The organism is Duganella sp. Root198D2, assembly GCF_001428585.1.
Taxonomy (GTDB): domain Bacteria; phylum Pseudomonadota; class Gammaproteobacteria; order Burkholderiales; family Burkholderiaceae_D; genus Rugamonas.
Window position 1 is genome coordinate 294,929 of record NZ_LMIC01000002.1, and the last position, 15,352, is coordinate 310,280.

General features: G+C 60.3%; 20 protein-coding genes and 1 tRNA gene. 13 read left to right on the top strand and 8 right to left on the bottom strand.

The annotated features are described in order from the left end of the window. A complete protein-coding gene (locus tag ASE26_RS04130; RefSeq protein ID WP_057245649.1) occupies positions 1–270 on the top strand; it encodes a hypothetical protein in 270 nt (89 codons plus the stop codon). Here the strand turns inward: ASE26_RS04130 and ASE26_RS04135 are convergent. Beyond that, on the bottom strand, positions 267–548 hold the full coding sequence (locus tag ASE26_RS04135; protein WP_055933084.1) for a polyhydroxyalkanoic acid system family protein: 282 nt from the start codon (positions 546–548) through the stop codon (positions 267–269). The genes ASE26_RS04130 and ASE26_RS04135 overlap by 4 nt on opposite strands. Positions 549–669: 121 nt before the next feature. On the opposite strand from ASE26_RS04135, the gene ASE26_RS04140 reads away from it, so the two are divergent. The 8 genes from ASE26_RS04140 to ASE26_RS04175 all read left to right on the top strand — a co-directional run bounded on the left by ASE26_RS04140 (position 670) and on the right by ASE26_RS04175 (position 6,642). Further along, positions 670–2,079 (top strand): hypothetical protein, encoded by a 1,410-nt coding sequence (locus ASE26_RS04140; RefSeq protein WP_055933080.1) that lies wholly within the window; start codon positions 670–672, stop codon positions 2,077–2,079. Further along, on the top strand, positions 2,076–2,354 hold the full coding sequence (locus ASE26_RS04145; protein WP_055933076.1) for a protealysin inhibitor emfourin: 279 nt from the start codon (positions 2,076–2,078) through the stop codon (positions 2,352–2,354). The genes ASE26_RS04140 and ASE26_RS04145 overlap by 4 nt, the downstream gene beginning before the upstream one ends. Before the next feature lie 140 nt (positions 2,355–2,494). After that, on the top strand, positions 2,495–2,818 hold the full coding sequence (gene fdxA / locus ASE26_RS04150) for a ferredoxin FdxA (RefSeq protein ID WP_055933073.1): 324 nt from the start codon (positions 2,495–2,497) through the stop codon (positions 2,816–2,818). An 81-nt stretch (positions 2,819–2,899) separates the two neighbouring features. Then, on the top strand, positions 2,900–3,967 hold the full coding sequence (locus ASE26_RS04155) for an NAD(P)/FAD-dependent oxidoreductase (RefSeq protein ID WP_055933068.1): 1,068 nt from the start codon (positions 2,900–2,902) through the stop codon (positions 3,965–3,967). A 208-nt stretch (positions 3,968–4,175) separates the two neighbouring features. After that, a complete protein-coding gene (locus tag ASE26_RS04160) occupies positions 4,176–5,411 on the top strand; it encodes a polyhydroxyalkanoate depolymerase (RefSeq protein WP_057245650.1) in 1,236 nt (411 codons plus the stop codon). Between the two features lie 76 nt (positions 5,412–5,487). Continuing rightward, the gene (locus ASE26_RS04165; protein ID WP_055933062.1) at positions 5,488–5,793 is read left to right on the top strand and encodes a metalloregulator ArsR/SmtB family transcription factor; all 306 of its coding nucleotides are present in this window, start codon (positions 5,488–5,490) and stop codon (positions 5,791–5,793) included. A 4-nt stretch (positions 5,794–5,797) separates the two neighbouring features. Next, a complete protein-coding gene (locus ASE26_RS04170) occupies positions 5,798–6,229 on the top strand; it encodes a YeeE/YedE family protein (protein ID WP_055933060.1) in 432 nt (143 codons plus the stop codon). Next, positions 6,226–6,642, top strand: a complete 417-nt coding sequence (locus tag ASE26_RS04175) for a DUF6691 family protein (RefSeq protein ID WP_055933057.1) — start codon at positions 6,226–6,228, stop codon at positions 6,640–6,642. The genes ASE26_RS04170 and ASE26_RS04175 overlap by 4 nt, the downstream gene beginning before the upstream one ends. 341 nt (positions 6,643–6,983) lie before the next feature. On the opposite strand, the gene ASE26_RS04180 is transcribed toward ASE26_RS04175, so the two are convergent. Then, positions 6,984–7,760, bottom strand: a complete 777-nt coding sequence (locus ASE26_RS04180; RefSeq protein ID WP_055933054.1) for an ABC transporter substrate-binding protein — start codon at positions 7,758–7,760, stop codon at positions 6,984–6,986. 115 nt (positions 7,761–7,875) lie between these two features. Between ASE26_RS04180 and rsxB the strand changes: the two genes are divergently transcribed. Together rsxB and nth are read left to right on the top strand one after the other, a co-directional pair. After that, complete coding sequence (rsxB, locus tag ASE26_RS04185; protein ID WP_055933051.1) at positions 7,876–8,553, top strand: electron transport complex subunit RsxB; 678 nt, start codon at positions 7,876–7,878, stop codon at positions 8,551–8,553. Beyond that, positions 8,550–9,197, top strand: a complete 648-nt coding sequence (gene nth / locus ASE26_RS04190; RefSeq protein ID WP_055933048.1) for an endonuclease III — start codon at positions 8,550–8,552, stop codon at positions 9,195–9,197. Before rsxB ends, nth begins: the two co-directional genes overlap by 4 nt. Positions 9,198–9,305: 108 nt before the next feature. Here nth and proB read toward each other — a convergent pair whose 3' ends face one another. The 4 genes from proB to rplU form a co-directional block, all read right to left on the bottom strand. Continuing rightward, positions 9,306–10,424, bottom strand: a complete 1,119-nt coding sequence (gene proB / locus ASE26_RS04195; protein ID WP_055933045.1) for a glutamate 5-kinase — start codon at positions 10,422–10,424, stop codon at positions 9,306–9,308. A 137-nt stretch (positions 10,425–10,561) separates the two neighbouring features. Beyond that, positions 10,562–11,671: a GTPase ObgE gene (gene obgE, locus ASE26_RS04200; protein WP_055933043.1), complete on the bottom strand. Its 1,110-nt coding sequence runs from the start codon at positions 11,669–11,671 to the stop codon at positions 10,562–10,564. A gap of 416 nt (positions 11,672–12,087) precedes the next feature. After that, positions 12,088–12,348: a 50S ribosomal protein L27 gene (gene rpmA / locus ASE26_RS04205; protein ID WP_055933040.1), complete on the bottom strand. Its 261-nt coding sequence runs from the start codon at positions 12,346–12,348 to the stop codon at positions 12,088–12,090. 43 nt (positions 12,349–12,391) lie between these two features. After that, the gene (gene rplU / locus ASE26_RS04210) at positions 12,392–12,703 is read right to left on the bottom strand and encodes a 50S ribosomal protein L21 (protein ID WP_055933037.1); all 312 of its coding nucleotides are present in this window, start codon (positions 12,701–12,703) and stop codon (positions 12,392–12,394) included. 228 nt (positions 12,704–12,931) lie between these two features. Between rplU and ispB the strand changes: the two genes are divergently transcribed. Beyond that, on the top strand, positions 12,932–13,882 hold the full coding sequence (gene ispB / locus ASE26_RS04215) for an octaprenyl diphosphate synthase (RefSeq protein ID WP_055933545.1): 951 nt from the start codon (positions 12,932–12,934) through the stop codon (positions 13,880–13,882). A 33-nt stretch (positions 13,883–13,915) separates the two neighbouring features. Here ispB and ASE26_RS04220 read toward each other — a convergent pair whose 3' ends face one another. Both ASE26_RS04220 and arsC read right to left on the bottom strand, forming a co-directional pair. Continuing rightward, positions 13,916–14,725, bottom strand: a complete 810-nt coding sequence (locus ASE26_RS04220; protein ID WP_057245651.1) for a hypothetical protein — start codon at positions 14,723–14,725, stop codon at positions 13,916–13,918. Beyond that, complete coding sequence (gene arsC, locus ASE26_RS04225) at positions 14,726–15,073, bottom strand: arsenate reductase (glutaredoxin) (protein ID WP_057245652.1); 348 nt, start codon at positions 15,071–15,073, stop codon at positions 14,726–14,728. A 91-nt stretch (positions 15,074–15,164) separates the two neighbouring features. Between arsC and ASE26_RS04230 the strand changes: the two genes are divergently transcribed. Further along, positions 15,165–15,241 (top strand) — tRNA-Pro (locus tag ASE26_RS04230). Positions 15,242–15,352: the final 111 nt, after the last annotated feature.

Consider the following 15,352-nt stretch of genomic DNA (forward strand, 5'->3'; position numbering starts at 1 on the left):
ATGCGGCGCATCAAATGGACGCCCCTGGTCTACTTTTCGAACGGGCCAGTACTGTTGATCCGCGCGGAAAAGGAACGCGTGCTATTTGGATTCTGGCGCGGCAAGCGTTTGCTGCATCTTGAGCCGCGCATGTCCGGCGGCGGCAAATATGAGTTACGCCCACTGGCACTGCGAAGGGAAACGCAACTCGAGCGCACAACCGTACTGGAACTGGTGCGCGCTGCGGTGGCACTGAACGAAACGGTGGGCGATCCCACCGGGACTGCTTAAGCCGAAGCGAATACCGAACGCATCTTCTCGGCCACCTTACCTTCGATGGCACTCTTGAAGGCGCCCATCAGGAAGCCGAGCTTGATATTCATGTGGGCGGCGCTCTCGGCCAGTGTCAGCGTGCCTTCCACGCCGCTGCGGCCGAATTTCAGGGTATCGCCATGCCATTGGCAGGCCAGGTCGAATTCCTTGGCAATACGTTGTGCGACTTGTTCTGCTGCTGCGCGCGCTTGCGCAGGTTCCAGGCTGTGGGCTTGGGTGATGTTGATATCGGCCATACTCTGCTAATCAAAAAGCACAAAAGGCGCTATTTTAACGCACACACCTTTGTGCTGGATCAAAGGGCAGCGCCGCCGACAGGGTAACCATGGTCATTCAACCGCCCTTGGGAGAGTGATCATGGATGAGAATATGTGCATGACTTTGCCTGTCAGCTTTGTGCCGACGCCATCCGCCCTGTACCGCGCGCACCGCAAGTCGGCGCAACTGCTACAGCAGCCCAGCCTGCCACGCCTGAAAGATACCGCGTTGCCCACGCGTCCCGCCGCTGCGCCGCCCGCCGGTGCGCGGGTGCTGATCTGGAAACAGGATCCGTCCGTGAACGAACTCGGCACCCGCAAGATTTTCCTGCCCGGCGTGATCCTGGAAGGCCCGCGCGATGCCCGCGTCACTTACGGCCAGCCCGGCATTGCGCCGGTCAGCCCGAATGCCTTCGGCGACTTCATCATGGCGCCGGACACCGACCAGTTCGACGCAGTGCACGCGTTTGCCGTGGTGCGCTCGACCCTGACCATGTACCAGCGCGTACTGTCGCGCGCCGAGCAAAACGCCCCCCTGCCCTGGGCCTGGAACAGCAGCCACAACACCGACCCACTGGAAGTCTTCCCGCACGGCTTGCCGAATGTGATGAACGCCTACTACAGCCGCAACGATCGCGCCCTGAAGTTCGGCGACTTCGTGCCGACCGGATCAAGCGGCCGCGTGTTTACCTGCCGCTCTTTCGATATCGTGTCGCACGAGACCGGCCACGCCGTGCTGGACGGGCTGAAACCGAAGTGGATCCTGAACAGCGCGCCGCCGCAAACGGGCGGCCTGCACGAATCGTTTGGCGACCTGACCGCGATTTTCCTGGCCCTGTCCCAGCTCGACCAGGTGGAAGCGGTGATCGCGCAAACCAAGGCCGACCTGCACGACAAGACCTTCCTGGCGGATATGGCGGAGCAGTTCGGCCTGGCGCTCGGCCGACCGAACGGCTTGCGCAATGCCGACAACGACCTCAAGCTGTCGGAGACGGGCAACGAGGTCCATGCCATCTCGCAGGTGTTTACCGGCGCCATCTATGACATCCTGGCCGACATCTTCGGCTTCGAGCGCGCCCCGGGCTTGCGCGACGATGCCGCAGTGCTGCACAGCGTTGCCGGCTATCTATGCAGCCTGGTGCTGCGTTCGCTGGTTGCTGCCCCCGACTCCAACGCCAAATACGCCGATGTGGTAAACCAGATGCTGCGTATCGCGGCGGAAGACGGCAAACCGGTCGACTATGCCAACTTCATCCGCAACCGCTTCGCCCTGCGCGAAGTGGTGGTATCGCCGCTGCCGCTGACCGAGGACCAGCCGCAAAACCTGGAACTGCCGGCGATGGTGGAAGATGCGCCCGACGCGCGCCAGGACCGCCGCGCCTGCTGCGGCACCATGAACCATGCCGAATACTTCGACCTGGAAAGCGTACTCGATGCCGAGCGCCAGGCTTTGGCCGCCTGGTGCAAGAATTACAGTAGCCGTCACGGGGAGGTAGTCACTGAAAAATGAAGATCAGCGCGTCGGGCGGGGGCGGCTTTGCCGGCCTCAGCCAGCACTTTGAAGTTGACACGGAGATAAGCCCGGCCGGTCCCGCGCTGGAGGCGGCCCTCGCCTCCAGTGGTTTTTTCACCTCCGCGGAAAATTTTTCGCCCCCGATTGGCGCTGATTTGGGGCAATGGACTATCACAGCCGATGACGGCCGTCGACGACATAGCTTAAGCTTTGTCGAGACCGGCGGTCCGCCCTGGCAAAATCTGCTCGATTTGATCCGTTCTACTGCTTGAAAGCAAGACTGTTAGAGGCACGCCACGAATTTGCTTATTTAGATTGTATCTAAGCCCGAATTGTGAGAAATAGCGGATTGCCTTAAAATACAGTGCTTTGCTGAGCTTTTCTCCAGCGCTTCAATATAGATAGGACTGTTATGACCCACGTTGTCACCGAATCCTGCATCGCCTGCCGCTATACCGACTGCGTCGATGTTTGCCCGGTAGATTGCTTCCGCGAAGGCCCGAACTTCCTGACCATTGACCCGGACGAGTGCATCGACTGCGCCGTGTGCGTGGCCGAATGCCCGGTCAACGCCATCTTCGCCGAAGAAGACGTGCCGTCCGACCAGCAGCAATACATCAAGATCAATGCCGACTTGTCGCGCAACTGGCCTTCGATCACCAAGACCAAGCCTGCCCTGCCGGAAGCCGAGCAGTTCAAGGACGTCAAGGAAAAGGCCCACTTGCTGAAGCGTTAATCGCTTCCAGCAGCCTGTTATTCACCGTGCAACACCGCGCCTGACGCGGTGTTCGCTTATTCAGATGGAATGAGAATCGTTATGAATGTCGTCAGCACCCCACCAGGCGGTCTCCACGAGACCGATGCAGTCATCATCGGCGCCGGCCCAGTCGGCCTGTTCCAGGTCTTCGAACTCGGCCTGCTGGAGATCAAAGCCCACGTGATCGACTCGCTCAGCGCCGTTGGCGGCCAGTGCGTGGAACTGTACCCGGACAAGCCGATCTACGACATTCCAGCCATTCCATCGTGCACCGGGCAGGAACTGACCGACGGCCTGCTGAAGCAGATCGAGCCGTTCGGCGCGACCTACCACCTGGGCCAGGAAGTGACCGTCGTGCAAAAGCGCGAAGACGGCCGTTTCGACGTCGAGACCTCGCTGGGCACCAAGCTCATCACCAAGACCATCTTCATCGCAGCCGGCGTGGGCTCGTTCCAGCCGCGCACCATGAAGGTTGACGGCATCGAAGCCTTCGAAGGCTCGCAGCTGTTCTACCGCGTCAAAAACCCGGCCCAGTTCGAAGGCAAGAACCTGGTGATCTGCGGCGGCGGCGACTCCGCGCTGGACTGGGCGCTGAACTTCGTCGGCAAAGCCGAATCCGTGGTACTGCTGCACCGCCGTGACGACTTCCGCGCTGCGCCAGCCTCCGTGGCCAAGATGAAGCAGCTGTGCGACGAATACGAGATGCAGCTGATCGTCGGCCAGGTGTCGGGCATCGAAACCAGGGATGACAAACTGTCCGAACTGCGCGTGACCGGCGCCGACGGCGTGACCCGCCGCGTGCCGCTGGACATGCTGCTGGTGTTCTACGGCCTGTCGCCAAAACTGGGCCCGATCGCCGAGTGGGGCCTGGATATCGAGCGCAAACAGCTGAAAGTGGTCTCGACCGAGAAGTTCGAAACCAATGTGCCAGGCATCTTCGCCGTGGGCGACATCAACACCTACCCAGGCAAGAAAAAGCTGATCCTGTCGGGCTTCCACGAGGCCGCACTGGCCGCTTTCGGCGCTGCACCATATATCTTCCCGGACAAGAAGATCCATATGCAATACACCACCACGTCGCCAAAACTCCACAAGGTGCTGGGCGTCGAAACCCCGGTGTTCGACTGATCCGACTGATTCCTCGGACGCATCCTACAAAAAAGCAGCGGAAACGCTGCTTTTTTTATTTTCAAGCTCGTATTATGTTGGAATCATAAGGTCTTAGCCCTTGCTCATGTACTTTCTGGGAGGTACTGCGGAATGCTGTAGGTCATGTATAAATGGCCTATAATTGAATCATCTTTGCGCATTGCCACAATTTTCAGCGGGACATACTATGCTTTACCAATTGCACGAAATGCAACGCTCTCTCCTGCACCCATTGATGCAGTGGGCTGAAGCCTCGTCCAAGCTGTTCACCAATCCTGTTTCGCCTTTCGCCCACACGCCGTTCTCGCAGCGTATCGCCGCGGGCTACGAATTGATGTACCGCCTGGGCAAGGAATACGAGAAGCCGGAATTCGGCATCGAGCAGGCTGTGGTCAATGGCAAGCAAGTCCATATCGACGAACGCGTCGTCGAAAACAAACCCTTCTGCAAGCTGCTGCACTTCCGCAAGGATTTGAGCGAAAAGGAGTTCAAGGCCCTCAAGCAGCCGACCGTGCTGCTGGTAGCGCCGCTGTCCGGCCACCATGCGACGCTGCTGCGCGACACCGTACAGTCCCTGTTGTCCGAACATGACGTCTACATCACCGACTGGATCGACGCGCGCCTGGTGCCGCTGTCGGCCGGCCCGTTCCACCTGGACGACTATGTGCGGTATGTGCAGGAATTCATCCGCCTGCTCGGCCCTGACCTGCACGTGATTTCCGTCTGCCAGCCGACAGTCCCGGTGATGGCGGCGATATCCCTGATGGCCAGCGCCAAGGATCCGAAACTGCCGAAGACCATGACGATGATGGGCGGCCCGATCGATCCGCGCAAGTCGCCGACCCAAGTCAACAACCTGGCAGTGGAAAAGAAGTTTTCCTGGTTCGAAAACACCGTGATTTATGCGGTGCCGCCTAACTATCCGGGCTTTGGCCGCAAGGTGTACCCAGGCTTCCTGCAGCACGCCGGCTTTATCGCCATGAACCCTGGCCGCCACGCCCAGTCGCACCGCGAGTTCTACATGCACCTGGTGCGCGGCGACGACGAGCCGGCGGAATCGCACCGCAAGTTCTACGACGAATACAACGCAGTGCTGGACATGCCGGCCGAGTACTACCTCGACACGATCAAGACGGTGTTCCAGGACTTCAGCCTGCCGCAAGGCACCTGGGAAGTGGACGGCGTGTTTGTGCGTCCGCAGGATATCAAGAACGTGGCGCTGTTGACCGTGGAAGGCGAACTGGATGATATTTCCGGCGCCGGCCAGACGCAGGCCGCACACGACCTGTGCTCCGGCATTCCGGCCAATATGCAGGAAGACTTCGTGGTACCGGGCGCCGGCCACTACGGCATCTTCTCCGGCCGCCGCTGGCGCGAGATGGTTTGCCCGCGTATCTCATCGTTCATTAAAAAACACGGCTGAGGGCTCCAGCCCTTCAGCCGGCCGGGTCCGCGTGCCCGGCTTTTATTACGGCAAACAATATACTTTTTTATATAATATGAAAATTAATCCTGTTGCCTTGCAGGCCGCTGCCGGCCGCGCGTCCGGGCTGTTGAAATCCCTGTCCAACCAGGACCGCCTGCTGCTGCTTTGCCAACTGGTCGACGGCGAACATTCCGTGGGCGAGCTGGAAGCTGCAACCGGCGTCGCCCAGCCCACCCTGTCGCAGCAATTGACCGTGCTGCGCAACGCTGAACTGGTCGCTACGCGGCGTGAAGGCAAACAGATCTTTTATAGCATCGCCAGTGCAGAGGCGATGGCGGTGCTGCAGGTGCTGTACAAACTTTACTGTCCAAAGGAGTAGGGAGATGAGTACTTACTACGCGCCGCTCTTAGGCGGCATCATGATCGGCCTGGGTGCGGCCATGCTCTTGTTGCTCAACGGACGAATTGCCGGCATCAGCGGCATCGTCGGCGGGCTGCTTGGCAAGGCCTTCACGCGCCAGCCCGATTCCGGCGGCGACGCAGGCTGGCGCATCGCTTTCCTGGCCGGCATGGTGGCCGCGCCCCTGCTCTACGGCGCTTTCACCGTACTGCCGGCAGCGCAAGTTGATGCCAGCATCGGCACCCTGGTGGTCGCCGGCTTGATGGTTGGCGTGGGCACGCGCTACGCCTCCGGCTGTACCAGCGGCCATGGCATCTGCGGGCTGTCGCGCTTCTCGCCGCGCTCCCTGGCCGCCACCCTTACCTTCATGGCAGCGGGTTTTGCGACCGTCGCTGTGGTGCGGGGCCTGCTATGAGCACACTCGCCTCTTTGCTGGCCGGACTGATTTTCGGCCTGGGCCTGGTCGTTTCGGGTATGACCAATCCGGCCAAGGTGCTGGGCTTCCTCGACATATTCGGTAAATGGGATCCCGCGATGGCATTCGTCATGGTGGGGGCGCTGCTGGTCGGCACCGTCTCCTTCCGCATCGCAGGCAAACGCACCCGCGCCATCCTCGGCGCGCCGATCAGCCTGCCGACTGCGCGCGATATCGATCGCCGCCTCGTATTGGGGAGCCTCGCATTCGGCATCGGATGGGGGTTGGCCGGTTACTGTCCTGGCCCGGTAATCACCTCGCTTGCAACCGGCGGCGGCAAGCCATGGATCTTCTTCATCGCCATGCTGGCGGGGATGGCAATCTTCGAACTCGCCGAACGGCGCAAGGCCTAGGAAGTCTTTTCGATCGCCATGCTCGGCCGCGTGTTCGGGAAAATCTGTTCAACACGCGGCTCGCCCTGTCCGGGCTTCTTGATGCCATAGCCGTTCACGGGCTGCGAGCGATTGACCCAGAGCGCATAAAAAAGATGAGGATGGAGTGACGTGCGGGCCGCGCGGCTCCAGGTTCCAGTCGCCCAATTCCACCTTGAATCGCTCGTAATTGCGCCGGCGCGGCGACAACACTTCCGCCCAGTGGCGGTCAACAGCATCAGTCATGGATTCCTCCGTCGAAGGCGCCAGAGTAAGTGCGGCAGCCGGCATCGCCAACGAATAGTTTCGTATAGCCTTATTGCTTAATTGACGGTTGGACGGTCGGTGTCGAGGCGGCGCAGGTAGTCGCGTTCAAATTTGGGGAGGTCGATATCGCGGGCGGCCTCGTTGAAGGCGCGCTGCTGCGCCAGGCCGGCGGGGGTACGCTGGAAGCAGATGTGGACGGTGCGTTCATGGAACAGGTTGTCCGAAAAGGCGATGCGTTCGCGCTCGGCGCGCGTGAAGCGCGGGCTGGCGAGCAGATGGCGCAGCACGCGTTTTTCGATCACCATCGCATCAAAGCGCTTGCTCAGGAGCTTGCGCAGATTGGTCTCGTCGTTGACACCCTCCTGCACGTGCAGCAAGCCGCGCCGCAGCAGCCCGTCGAACTCTTCGCCGTTCGAATATCCGGCCACAATGCCGATGCTGGCATCTCGCAGGTCGCGCATGGTGGAGGCGATCAGCGGCGACTCCTTCAAATACGCCAGCACGTTCGAAGTGGTACCGATCGGCGTAGAGAAGTGGCATTGTGTTTCGCGCTGCGGCGTGCGCCAGACCGCCAGCAAGCCGGCGTAGCGCGAGTCGTTCATGCCCACCTCAAGGGTGCGCTTCCAGGGATAAAAATCGATGGTGGCGACACTTCCGAGGCGCGCAAAGACTGCCAGTGCATAGGCGCCGGAAACGCCATTATCGGGCAAGGAGGCCGATACAAACGGCGGCCATTCGTCCGATGCGAGCCGCACTGAAGAACCAGCAGCGGCGCAGCCTTGCCACCCAAGCAGCAAGCCCAGCCCCCAACCGATCACCTGCACAACACGCATGGTTCCCCGCCTAATGTAAAGAGGAGTAATGATCCCACGGAGATTGACATAAAGCAACTTCCGCAAAGGCCGCGCAGATATTGGATAATAGCGCTTTATCGTATCGCCTCAGACCGTGACTGATCCGAAGACCCTGGCCGACCGCATCGAGGACGTGCTGCCGCAAACCCAATGCACAAAGTGCAGCTACAAGGGCTGCCGACCGTATGCGGAAGCGATTGCGTCCGGCGAAGCGAACATCAACCAATGCCCGCCCGGCGGCGCGCAAGGCATCCGCCGCTTGTCCAGCGTTACAGGTCGCCCGGTCATTCCGCTGAATCCCGTCAACGGCTTCGAACGCCCGCGCGCGGTGGCCTTCATCGACGAATCGCTATGCATCGGCTGCACGCTGTGCATCCAGGCCTGCCCGGTCGACGCGATCATGGGTGCGGCCAAGCAGATGCATACCATCATTCCGGAGGACTGCACCGGCTGCGACCTGTGCGTGCCGGCCTGCCCTGTCGATTGCATCGTCATGTACCCGGTGACCGAGACCACCGGCTGGGATGCCTGGACGCAGCCGCAAGCCGACGAAGCGCGCGACCGCCACGACTTCCGTTTGGCGCGCCTGATCCGCGAACGCGAGGAGAACGATGCGCGCCTGGCCGCCAAAGCACATTCCAAGGCCGCCGCGGTGGAGCGACTCAATCCTGAAAACGATGCCGAGGCGGCAGAGAAGGAGCGCAAGCGCCAGATCATTGCCGCCGCCATGGAGCGTGCCCGCAAACGTGGCGAGGGCGACCAAAGTAAATGAATCCAGCAAAACGACTAGAAATCTTCACTCGCCTGCGCGAGGCCAATCCAAATCCCGAGACTGAACTGGAATACACTACCCCGTTCGAGCTGCTGATCGCCGTGCTGCTGTCGGCGCAAGCGACCGACGTCGGCGTGAACAAGGCCACGCGCAAGCTGTATCCGGTGGCGAACACGCCGCAAGCGATCCTGGATCTGGGCCTCGAAGAACTGACGGAATACATCCGCACCATTGGCCTGTACAAGACCAAGGCCAAGAACGTCATCGCGACCTGCCAGATCCTGGTGGAGCAGTATGGCGGGGAAGTACCGCAGACGCGCGAGGAACTGGAGCAATTACCGGGCGTGGGCCGCAAGACGGCAAACGTAGTACTGAATACCGCCTTCCGGCAAATCGCAATGGCAGTGGACACGCATATTTTCCGCGTCTCCAACCGCACCGGCATCGCGCCGGGCAAGAACGTGGATATCGTCGAACAGAAGCTGATGAAGTTCGTGCCGAAGGAATTCCTGATGGACGCGCACCACTGGCTGATCCTTCATGGCCGCTACACCTGCGTAGCGCGCAAGCCCAAGTGCTGGAACTGCATCATCGCCGACCTGTGCGAATTCAAAGGCAAGACCCCCGCCCCCGCCGACGCCTGAGCCCGTGTCACACCTTGGGGTCACACCCTAACTGTGACACGGACTCGTGCATTTAACGGCTGCGCTCGTGTCACACCTGGGGTGTGACCCCATGGTGTGACACGAGTTCTACAGTAGGACCATATTGTCGCGGTGGATCAGCTCGTGGCCTTCGACGTAGCCAAGGATGGCTTCGATTTCGGCGGATGGCTTGCGCTTGATGCGGCGCGTTTCGGCGCTGGTGTAGTTGCTGATGCCGCGCGCTATCGCGTGGCCGTCTTCGCCGACGCAGGTGATGACCGCGCCACGGCCGAACTCGCCGTGCACTTCGATCACGCCGATCGGCAATAGCGATTTTCCCTCTTTCACCAGCTTTTGCACCGCACCCGCATCCAGCACGACCTGGCCCGCGGTGTGCAGGTGGTCCGCCATCCATTGCTTACGCGCCGTCAAGTGGCCGGTTTGCGCGGACAGTTCGGTGCCGATGCTTTCGCCGGCCGCCAGGCGGGTCAGCACGTCGTTCTCACGGCCGAAGGCGATTACGGTGTGTGCACCCGATTTCGCGGCGCGCTTGGCGGCCAGGATCTTGGTCAGCATACCGCCGCGCCCCAGCGAGGAACCGGCGCCGCCGGCCATCGCTTCCAGCGCCGGATCGCCGGCGCGGCCGTGCGTGATCAGGTACGCCGCCGGATCCTTGCGCGGATCGGCGCTGAACAGGCCGCGCTGATCGGTCAGGATGATCAGCGCGTCGGCTTCGATCAGGTTGGCCACCAGTGCGCCCAGGGTGTCGTTGTCGCCGAACTTGATTTCGTCGGTGACGACCGTGTCGTTCTCGTTGATGATCGGGACCACGCCCAGGCGCAGCAAGGTGGTCAGCGTGGAGCGCGCGTTCAGGTAGCGTTCACGGTCCGCCAGGTCGGCGTGCGTCAGCAGCACCTGGGCGGTGCCGATGCTGTGCTCACGGAAGCTGGTTTCATAGATCTGCGCGAGGCCCATCTGGCCCACGGCGGCGCATGCCTGGAGTTCGTGTATGTCCGTCGGTCGCTTGTCGAAGCCCAGGCGCAGCATGCCTTCAGCTACGGCGCCGGAGCTGACCAGCACAACTTCCTTGCCCATCGCACGCAGGGCGGAAATCTGTGCGGCCCAGCGGGCAATAGCGGCATGATCGAGCCCGCGGCCATCATTGGTGACGAGCGAGGAGCCCACTTTGATAATAATGCGGGTGGAGTTCTGGATAAGCGAATTCATAGGACGGCAAAAGTCTGATCAAACAAAAGGTGGTGAAACTTCTGGTGATGCGCCGGGCGGGGTGATGCCGGCTTGCCGCAGACAATGCGCGCCCCTGCGGTTGGCAGGGGCGGCAAAGATAAGAGGTTGTCTCGATTTTAATCGAGAACTTTGAAACGTGGGTCGTCCGGGTCGATGGAGGAGATACCGCGGGCTTCTTCGGTCATCTGCACTTCTTCCGAGCGCTGCTCGGAGTAGCGCTGCTGCTCCAGGTGCAGGTAGATGGCGTTGACCAGTTCCTGCGTGCCTTCGTGCGACAGGGCGGAGATTTCGAACACAGGGCCTTTGAAGCCGAACTTCTTGACGAAGTCCTTGACCTTCTTGGCACGCTCTTCTTCCGGAACCACGTCCAGTTTGTTCAGCACCAGCCAGCGCGGCTTGTCGCCCAGCGCAGGATCGTACTTTTGCAGTTCCTTGACCAGGGCCTTGGCTTCCTTCACCGGATCGACAGTCGCCTCGAACGGCGCCAGGTCGACGATGTGCAGCAGCAGGCCGGTACGCGACAGGTGGCGCAGGAACTGGTGGCCCAGGCCCGCGCCTTCAGCGGCGCCTTCGATCAGGCCTGGAATGTCCGCGATCACGAACGATTTTTCGTGCGACACACGCACCACGCCCAGGTTCGGGTGCAGGGTGGTGAACGGATAATCGGCGATCTTCGGACGGGCATTCGACACCGCGGTGATAAAGGTCGACTTGCCGGCATTCGGCATGCCCAGCAGGCCGACGTCCGCCAGTACTTTCAGCTCCAGGCGCAGCTCGCGGCGTTCGCCGTCCTTGCCGTCGGTCTTCTGGCGCGGCGCACGGTTGGTCGAGGTCTTGAAGTGGATATTGCCCCAGCCGCCTTCGCCGCCCTTGGCCAGCAGTTCCATCTGGCCGTGTTCGGTCATGTCGGCGATGATTTCGCCCGACACTTCGTCGATCACCAGGGTGCCGACCGGCACGCGCAGGAAGACGTCGTCCGCACCCTTGCCATAGCAGTCGGAGCCGCGGCCGGATTCGCCGTTGCCGGCACGGTGCATCTTGGAATAGCGGTAGTCCACCAGCGTATTGACGTTGCGGTCAGCTACCGCCCAGATGCTGCCGCCTTTGCCGCCGTCACCGCCATCAGGGCCGCCGAACGGACGGAATTTTTCACGGCAAAAAGAGGCGCAACCATTGCCGCCGCTGCCGGCGATAACTTCGATTCGTGCTTCGTCAATAAACTTCATCTGGTAGTACTCCGAATAACTTCGTCCTGGTGGGCGAAGTGTGAGATAAGCCGAACGCGCATCGAGTGCCCAGCGCCCCGGTGAGGGCGGGCGTGCGCCAGCCGGCAAAAATACTGTATATATTTACAGCTAAATTCTAATTGGCCTACTGCCTTATGCTAGCGCACAAACCCGCAGTTCTGCTCGCATTGGGCACATTCACAACGCGAGGCCGAAAGGTATCGCAAGACCTGGAATATGAGAATGAACTAGATCATTCTTCCGTCGCGGACATGCGACGCTGGCAGCAGGATTCTCCGGCCTTTATGGCGGAGGGGACGTCAGGTGACCACCATGAAAACTAAAAAAGGCCCTACCACTGGCAGAGCCTTTTGGAGAGCAGGCTTGCGCCTTACTGTACCAGTATTCGTCGCTGATTAAGCAGCAGCGATGACGGTAACGTACTTCTTGCTGTCCGGACCCTTGGTCACGAACTTCACAACGCCGTCCACCAGTGCGAACAGGGTGTGGTCCTTACCGGTGCCTACGCCTTCGCCAGCGGACACGGGGGTGCCGCGTTGACGGATGATGATGCCACCAGCATTGATGGTCTGGCCGCCGTACACTTTAACGCCAAGGCGTTTTGATTCAGAGTCGCGACCGTTGCGGGTAGTACCGCCGCCTTTTTTGTGTGCCATTTAGTTACTCCTTGATAGCTCGGTGAGTCTTGATGAACAGCGATTAGCCGTTGATCGAAACGATTTGGATTTCGGTGAAGTTTTGGCGATGGCCTTGACGCTTCTGGTAGTGCTTACGACGGCGCATCTTGAAGATACGGACCTTGTCGTGACGACCTTGTGCGACTACTTTCACCAGAACCGATGCACCTGCAACCAGTGGAGCACCAAACTTGATGCTGTCACCCGCGCCAACGGCGAGGACCTGGTCGATAGTGATTTCGGAACCAATGTCAGCCGGCAACTGTTCTACTTTAATTTTTTCGCCAGCAGCAACTTTGTATTGTTTGCCACCGGTTTTTATGACCGCGTACATGATTGGAAACCTCTTGGATTGTTAATAAGTCTCCCTTGCTCGACGCCCAAAAACAACAAGGCGAAAGCCGGGGAACCGCTGATTATACATAGTTTCGGGAAACCGGTCAAAAGGTATTGTCGGCGGGCGGGCCACGTGGTATGTGGGCAACGAGTAACGTATAATCGCGGCACTCTTACCAACCTTACCAGTAGGTTTGCCTTGTCGAACAACGCCCAGAACAACATCATGAGCACCATTGCCGCCGATATGGACGCGGTCAATTCGGTGATCCGCCAGCGCCTTCACTCGGAAGTGGCGCTGGTCAACCAGATTGCTGAATATATCATCAGCGCGGGCGGCAAGCGTATCCGACCAGTCCTGGTCCTGCTGGTAGCGAATGCCTATAGCTATAAAGGCGTCGGCCACCATGAACTGGCCGCCGTGGTGGAGTTCATCCACACCGCGACCCTGCTGCACGATGACGTTGTTGACGAATCGTCAATGCGCCGCGGCCGCCAGACTGCCAATGCGCTGTTCGGCAATGCCGCTTCGGTGCTGGTGGGCGACTTCCTGTATTCGCGCGCTTTCCAGATGATGGTGTCGCTGGATTCCATGCGCGTGATGCAGATTTTGTCCGATGCGACCAATGTGATCGCAGAAGGCGAAGTGCTGCAGCTGCTGAATATGCACGACCCGGACGTGAGCGAGGAAAGCTACCTGCAGGTGATCCGTTCCAAGACTGCCAAGCTGTTCGAAGCGGCAGCGGAACTTGGTGCACTGGTAGCCGGTGCGTCCGACACCGATATCGCCGCCGCCGGCGAATACGGCCGCTCGCTGGGCACCGCCTTCCAGCTGATCGACGACGTACTGGATTACGCCGGCGATGCGGAAGAAATCGGCAAGAACGTGGGCGACGACCTGCGCGAAGGCAAGCCTACCCTGCCGCTGATCTGGCTGATGGAAAACGGCACCGAAGAACAGCGCGCCCTGGTTCGTTCCTGCATCGAAAACGGCGACGAGCAGCACTTCGACACTATCCTGGCCGCCATTACCAACAGCGGCGCACTGGATTACACCCGCCGCGCCGCCGAAGTGGCCGCGCAGCGCGCCATCGATGCCATTGCCAGCATGCCGGACGGCGTCTACAAGCAGTCCTTACTGCAGCTGGCCCGCTTCTCGGTGGACCGCAGCCACTAATGAATAAGGCGCCGAAATCGGCGCCTTTTTTTCTTATTGCGACTTGGTCGAGGCGAGGCGCCGTTTGGCGAAGTAGGCCTTCCATGCATGCGGTGGAATCGAAGGGTAGCGCAGCTTGCCCAGTCCCAGCCATGCATCGCGGTAGGCGAGCCAGCTTCGCTGTTTGTCCGGCGCTATTTTCATCTGGCTCATTTCACGCTCGGCTGCGGCGGCATCTTCCACTGAGAAAGACGGCAGCTTGCCTGCCTCGAAGTCCTGCAACGAGATCAGGATTTCCTCAATTTGCGCCGGGTCCACCGCATGGCGCCGCACCGACAGCAGCGCGGTCTTCTCGGTATCGCGCCAGCGCGCCGAGATGGTGTCAATGCGTCCATTGCGGTCCTGGTCGGCCAGTTGCAGCTGGATCGCCGCACAACGCGACTGCAAGTGGCTGTTTGCCGCGCCATCGCACATATCGATTTTCGGCGACGGGCCTTCCTTACCGGTCTGCATACGGGCCAGCCTGGCCAGGCGCGCTTCGATCTCGGCAGGTTCGGAAAGGCAGGCAGCCATTTTTGCCACTGCATAATTACGCGGTGCGCCCAAGCCGTTCGCGTACAACATCATCAGCACGTCCTGCCTGTCCGTCGCGAATGCACAGTGACGTGCCCTCACATAGTCGAAGTGCACGCCGATGCCGTAATACAGCTTGTCCGCGTCGCAATCCTTCAGCGCTGCGGCCTGCTCCGCCGTCGGGCGATGCGGGAACGGGAAGGTGGCCAGCTTGTGGATCTCGCATTCCGAGGTATCGGCATGGGCGCTGGCAGCCAGTGCAAGCAAAGTGGTAGCGAAGGCTTTGCGCACTTAGAGGATCTCTTTGACCATTTCCGGCGGGCGGCACAGGCGCACGCCCTTCTCCGTCACCACGAAGGGACGGTTGATCAGCTCCGGATGCGCCATCATGGCGTCGACCAGCTTATCTTCCGACAGCGACTCATCACCCAGGCCGAGCTGGTCATACAGCTCGCCCTTGTTGCGCATGGCGCCGCGCGCAGTCAGGCCGGCACGTGCGATCAGGTCTATCAGGACTTCGCGCGATGGCGGCGCCTTCAGGTATTCGACGATCTCCGGCTCAATGCCCGCCTCGCGGATCAGCGCCAGCGCGCCACGCGAATTGCTGCATGAGTTGTTGTGATAAATAGTGATTCCCATGGTGCAAATGAATTTATCCAAAGCCGCACTATAGCACCTGCAAAGGTGTTGATAAATCCATAAAATTATGGGTAAAATTAATTCACACCGTCGGGGTGTAGCTTAGCCCGGTAGAGCGCTACGTTCGGGACGTAGAGGCCGGAGGTTCGAATCCTCTCACCCCGACCACGGAATCCTTCCCTTCAGCCCCTGGCCGCTGACCGTATTTCCCCCTTGCTCCCCAATTGCAAATATATTACGATCCTGGCCGAGAAGGCTCAGGACGGGCTTCCTTCTAAC

Excerpts from the sequence above, each read along its gene's own strand:
- ASE26_RS04130 (WP_057245649.1), top strand. The coding sequence starts at position 1 with ATGCGGCGCATCAAATGGACGCCCCTGGTCTACTTTTCGAACGGGCCA.
- ASE26_RS04135 (WP_055933084.1), bottom strand. The coding sequence starts at position 548 with ATGGCCGATATCAACATCACCCAAGCCCACAGCCTGGAACCTGCGCAA.
- ASE26_RS04140 (WP_055933080.1), top strand. The coding sequence starts at position 670 with ATGGATGAGAATATGTGCATGACTTTGCCTGTCAGCTTTGTGCCGACG.
- ASE26_RS04145 (WP_055933076.1), top strand. The coding sequence starts at position 2,076 with ATGAAGATCAGCGCGTCGGGCGGGGGCGGCTTTGCCGGCCTCAGCCAG.
- fdxA (WP_055933073.1), top strand. The coding sequence starts at position 2,495 with ATGACCCACGTTGTCACCGAATCCTGCATCGCCTGCCGCTATACCGAC.
- ASE26_RS04155 (WP_055933068.1), top strand. The coding sequence starts at position 2,900 with ATGAATGTCGTCAGCACCCCACCAGGCGGTCTCCACGAGACCGATGCA.
- ASE26_RS04160 (WP_057245650.1), top strand. The coding sequence starts at position 4,176 with ATGCTTTACCAATTGCACGAAATGCAACGCTCTCTCCTGCACCCATTG.
- ASE26_RS04165 (WP_055933062.1), top strand. The coding sequence starts at position 5,488 with ATGAAAATTAATCCTGTTGCCTTGCAGGCCGCTGCCGGCCGCGCGTCC.
- ASE26_RS04170 (WP_055933060.1), top strand. The coding sequence starts at position 5,798 with ATGAGTACTTACTACGCGCCGCTCTTAGGCGGCATCATGATCGGCCTG.
- ASE26_RS04175 (WP_055933057.1), top strand. The coding sequence starts at position 6,226 with ATGAGCACACTCGCCTCTTTGCTGGCCGGACTGATTTTCGGCCTGGGC.
- ASE26_RS04180 (WP_055933054.1), bottom strand. The coding sequence starts at position 7,760 with ATGCGTGTTGTGCAGGTGATCGGTTGGGGGCTGGGCTTGCTGCTTGGG.
- nth (WP_055933048.1), top strand. The coding sequence starts at position 8,550 with ATGAATCCAGCAAAACGACTAGAAATCTTCACTCGCCTGCGCGAGGCC.
- proB (WP_055933045.1), bottom strand. The coding sequence starts at position 10,424 with ATGAATTCGCTTATCCAGAACTCCACCCGCATTATTATCAAAGTGGGC.
- obgE (WP_055933043.1), bottom strand. The coding sequence starts at position 11,671 with ATGAAGTTTATTGACGAAGCACGAATCGAAGTTATCGCCGGCAGCGGC.
- rpmA (WP_055933040.1), bottom strand. The coding sequence starts at position 12,348 with ATGGCACACAAAAAAGGCGGCGGTACTACCCGCAACGGTCGCGACTCT.
- rplU (WP_055933037.1), bottom strand. The coding sequence starts at position 12,703 with ATGTACGCGGTCATAAAAACCGGTGGCAAACAATACAAAGTTGCTGCT.
- ispB (WP_055933545.1), top strand. The coding sequence starts at position 12,932 with ATGAGCACCATTGCCGCCGATATGGACGCGGTCAATTCGGTGATCCGC.
- arsC (WP_057245652.1), bottom strand. The coding sequence starts at position 15,073 with ATGGGAATCACTATTTATCACAACAACTCATGCAGCAATTCGCGTGGC.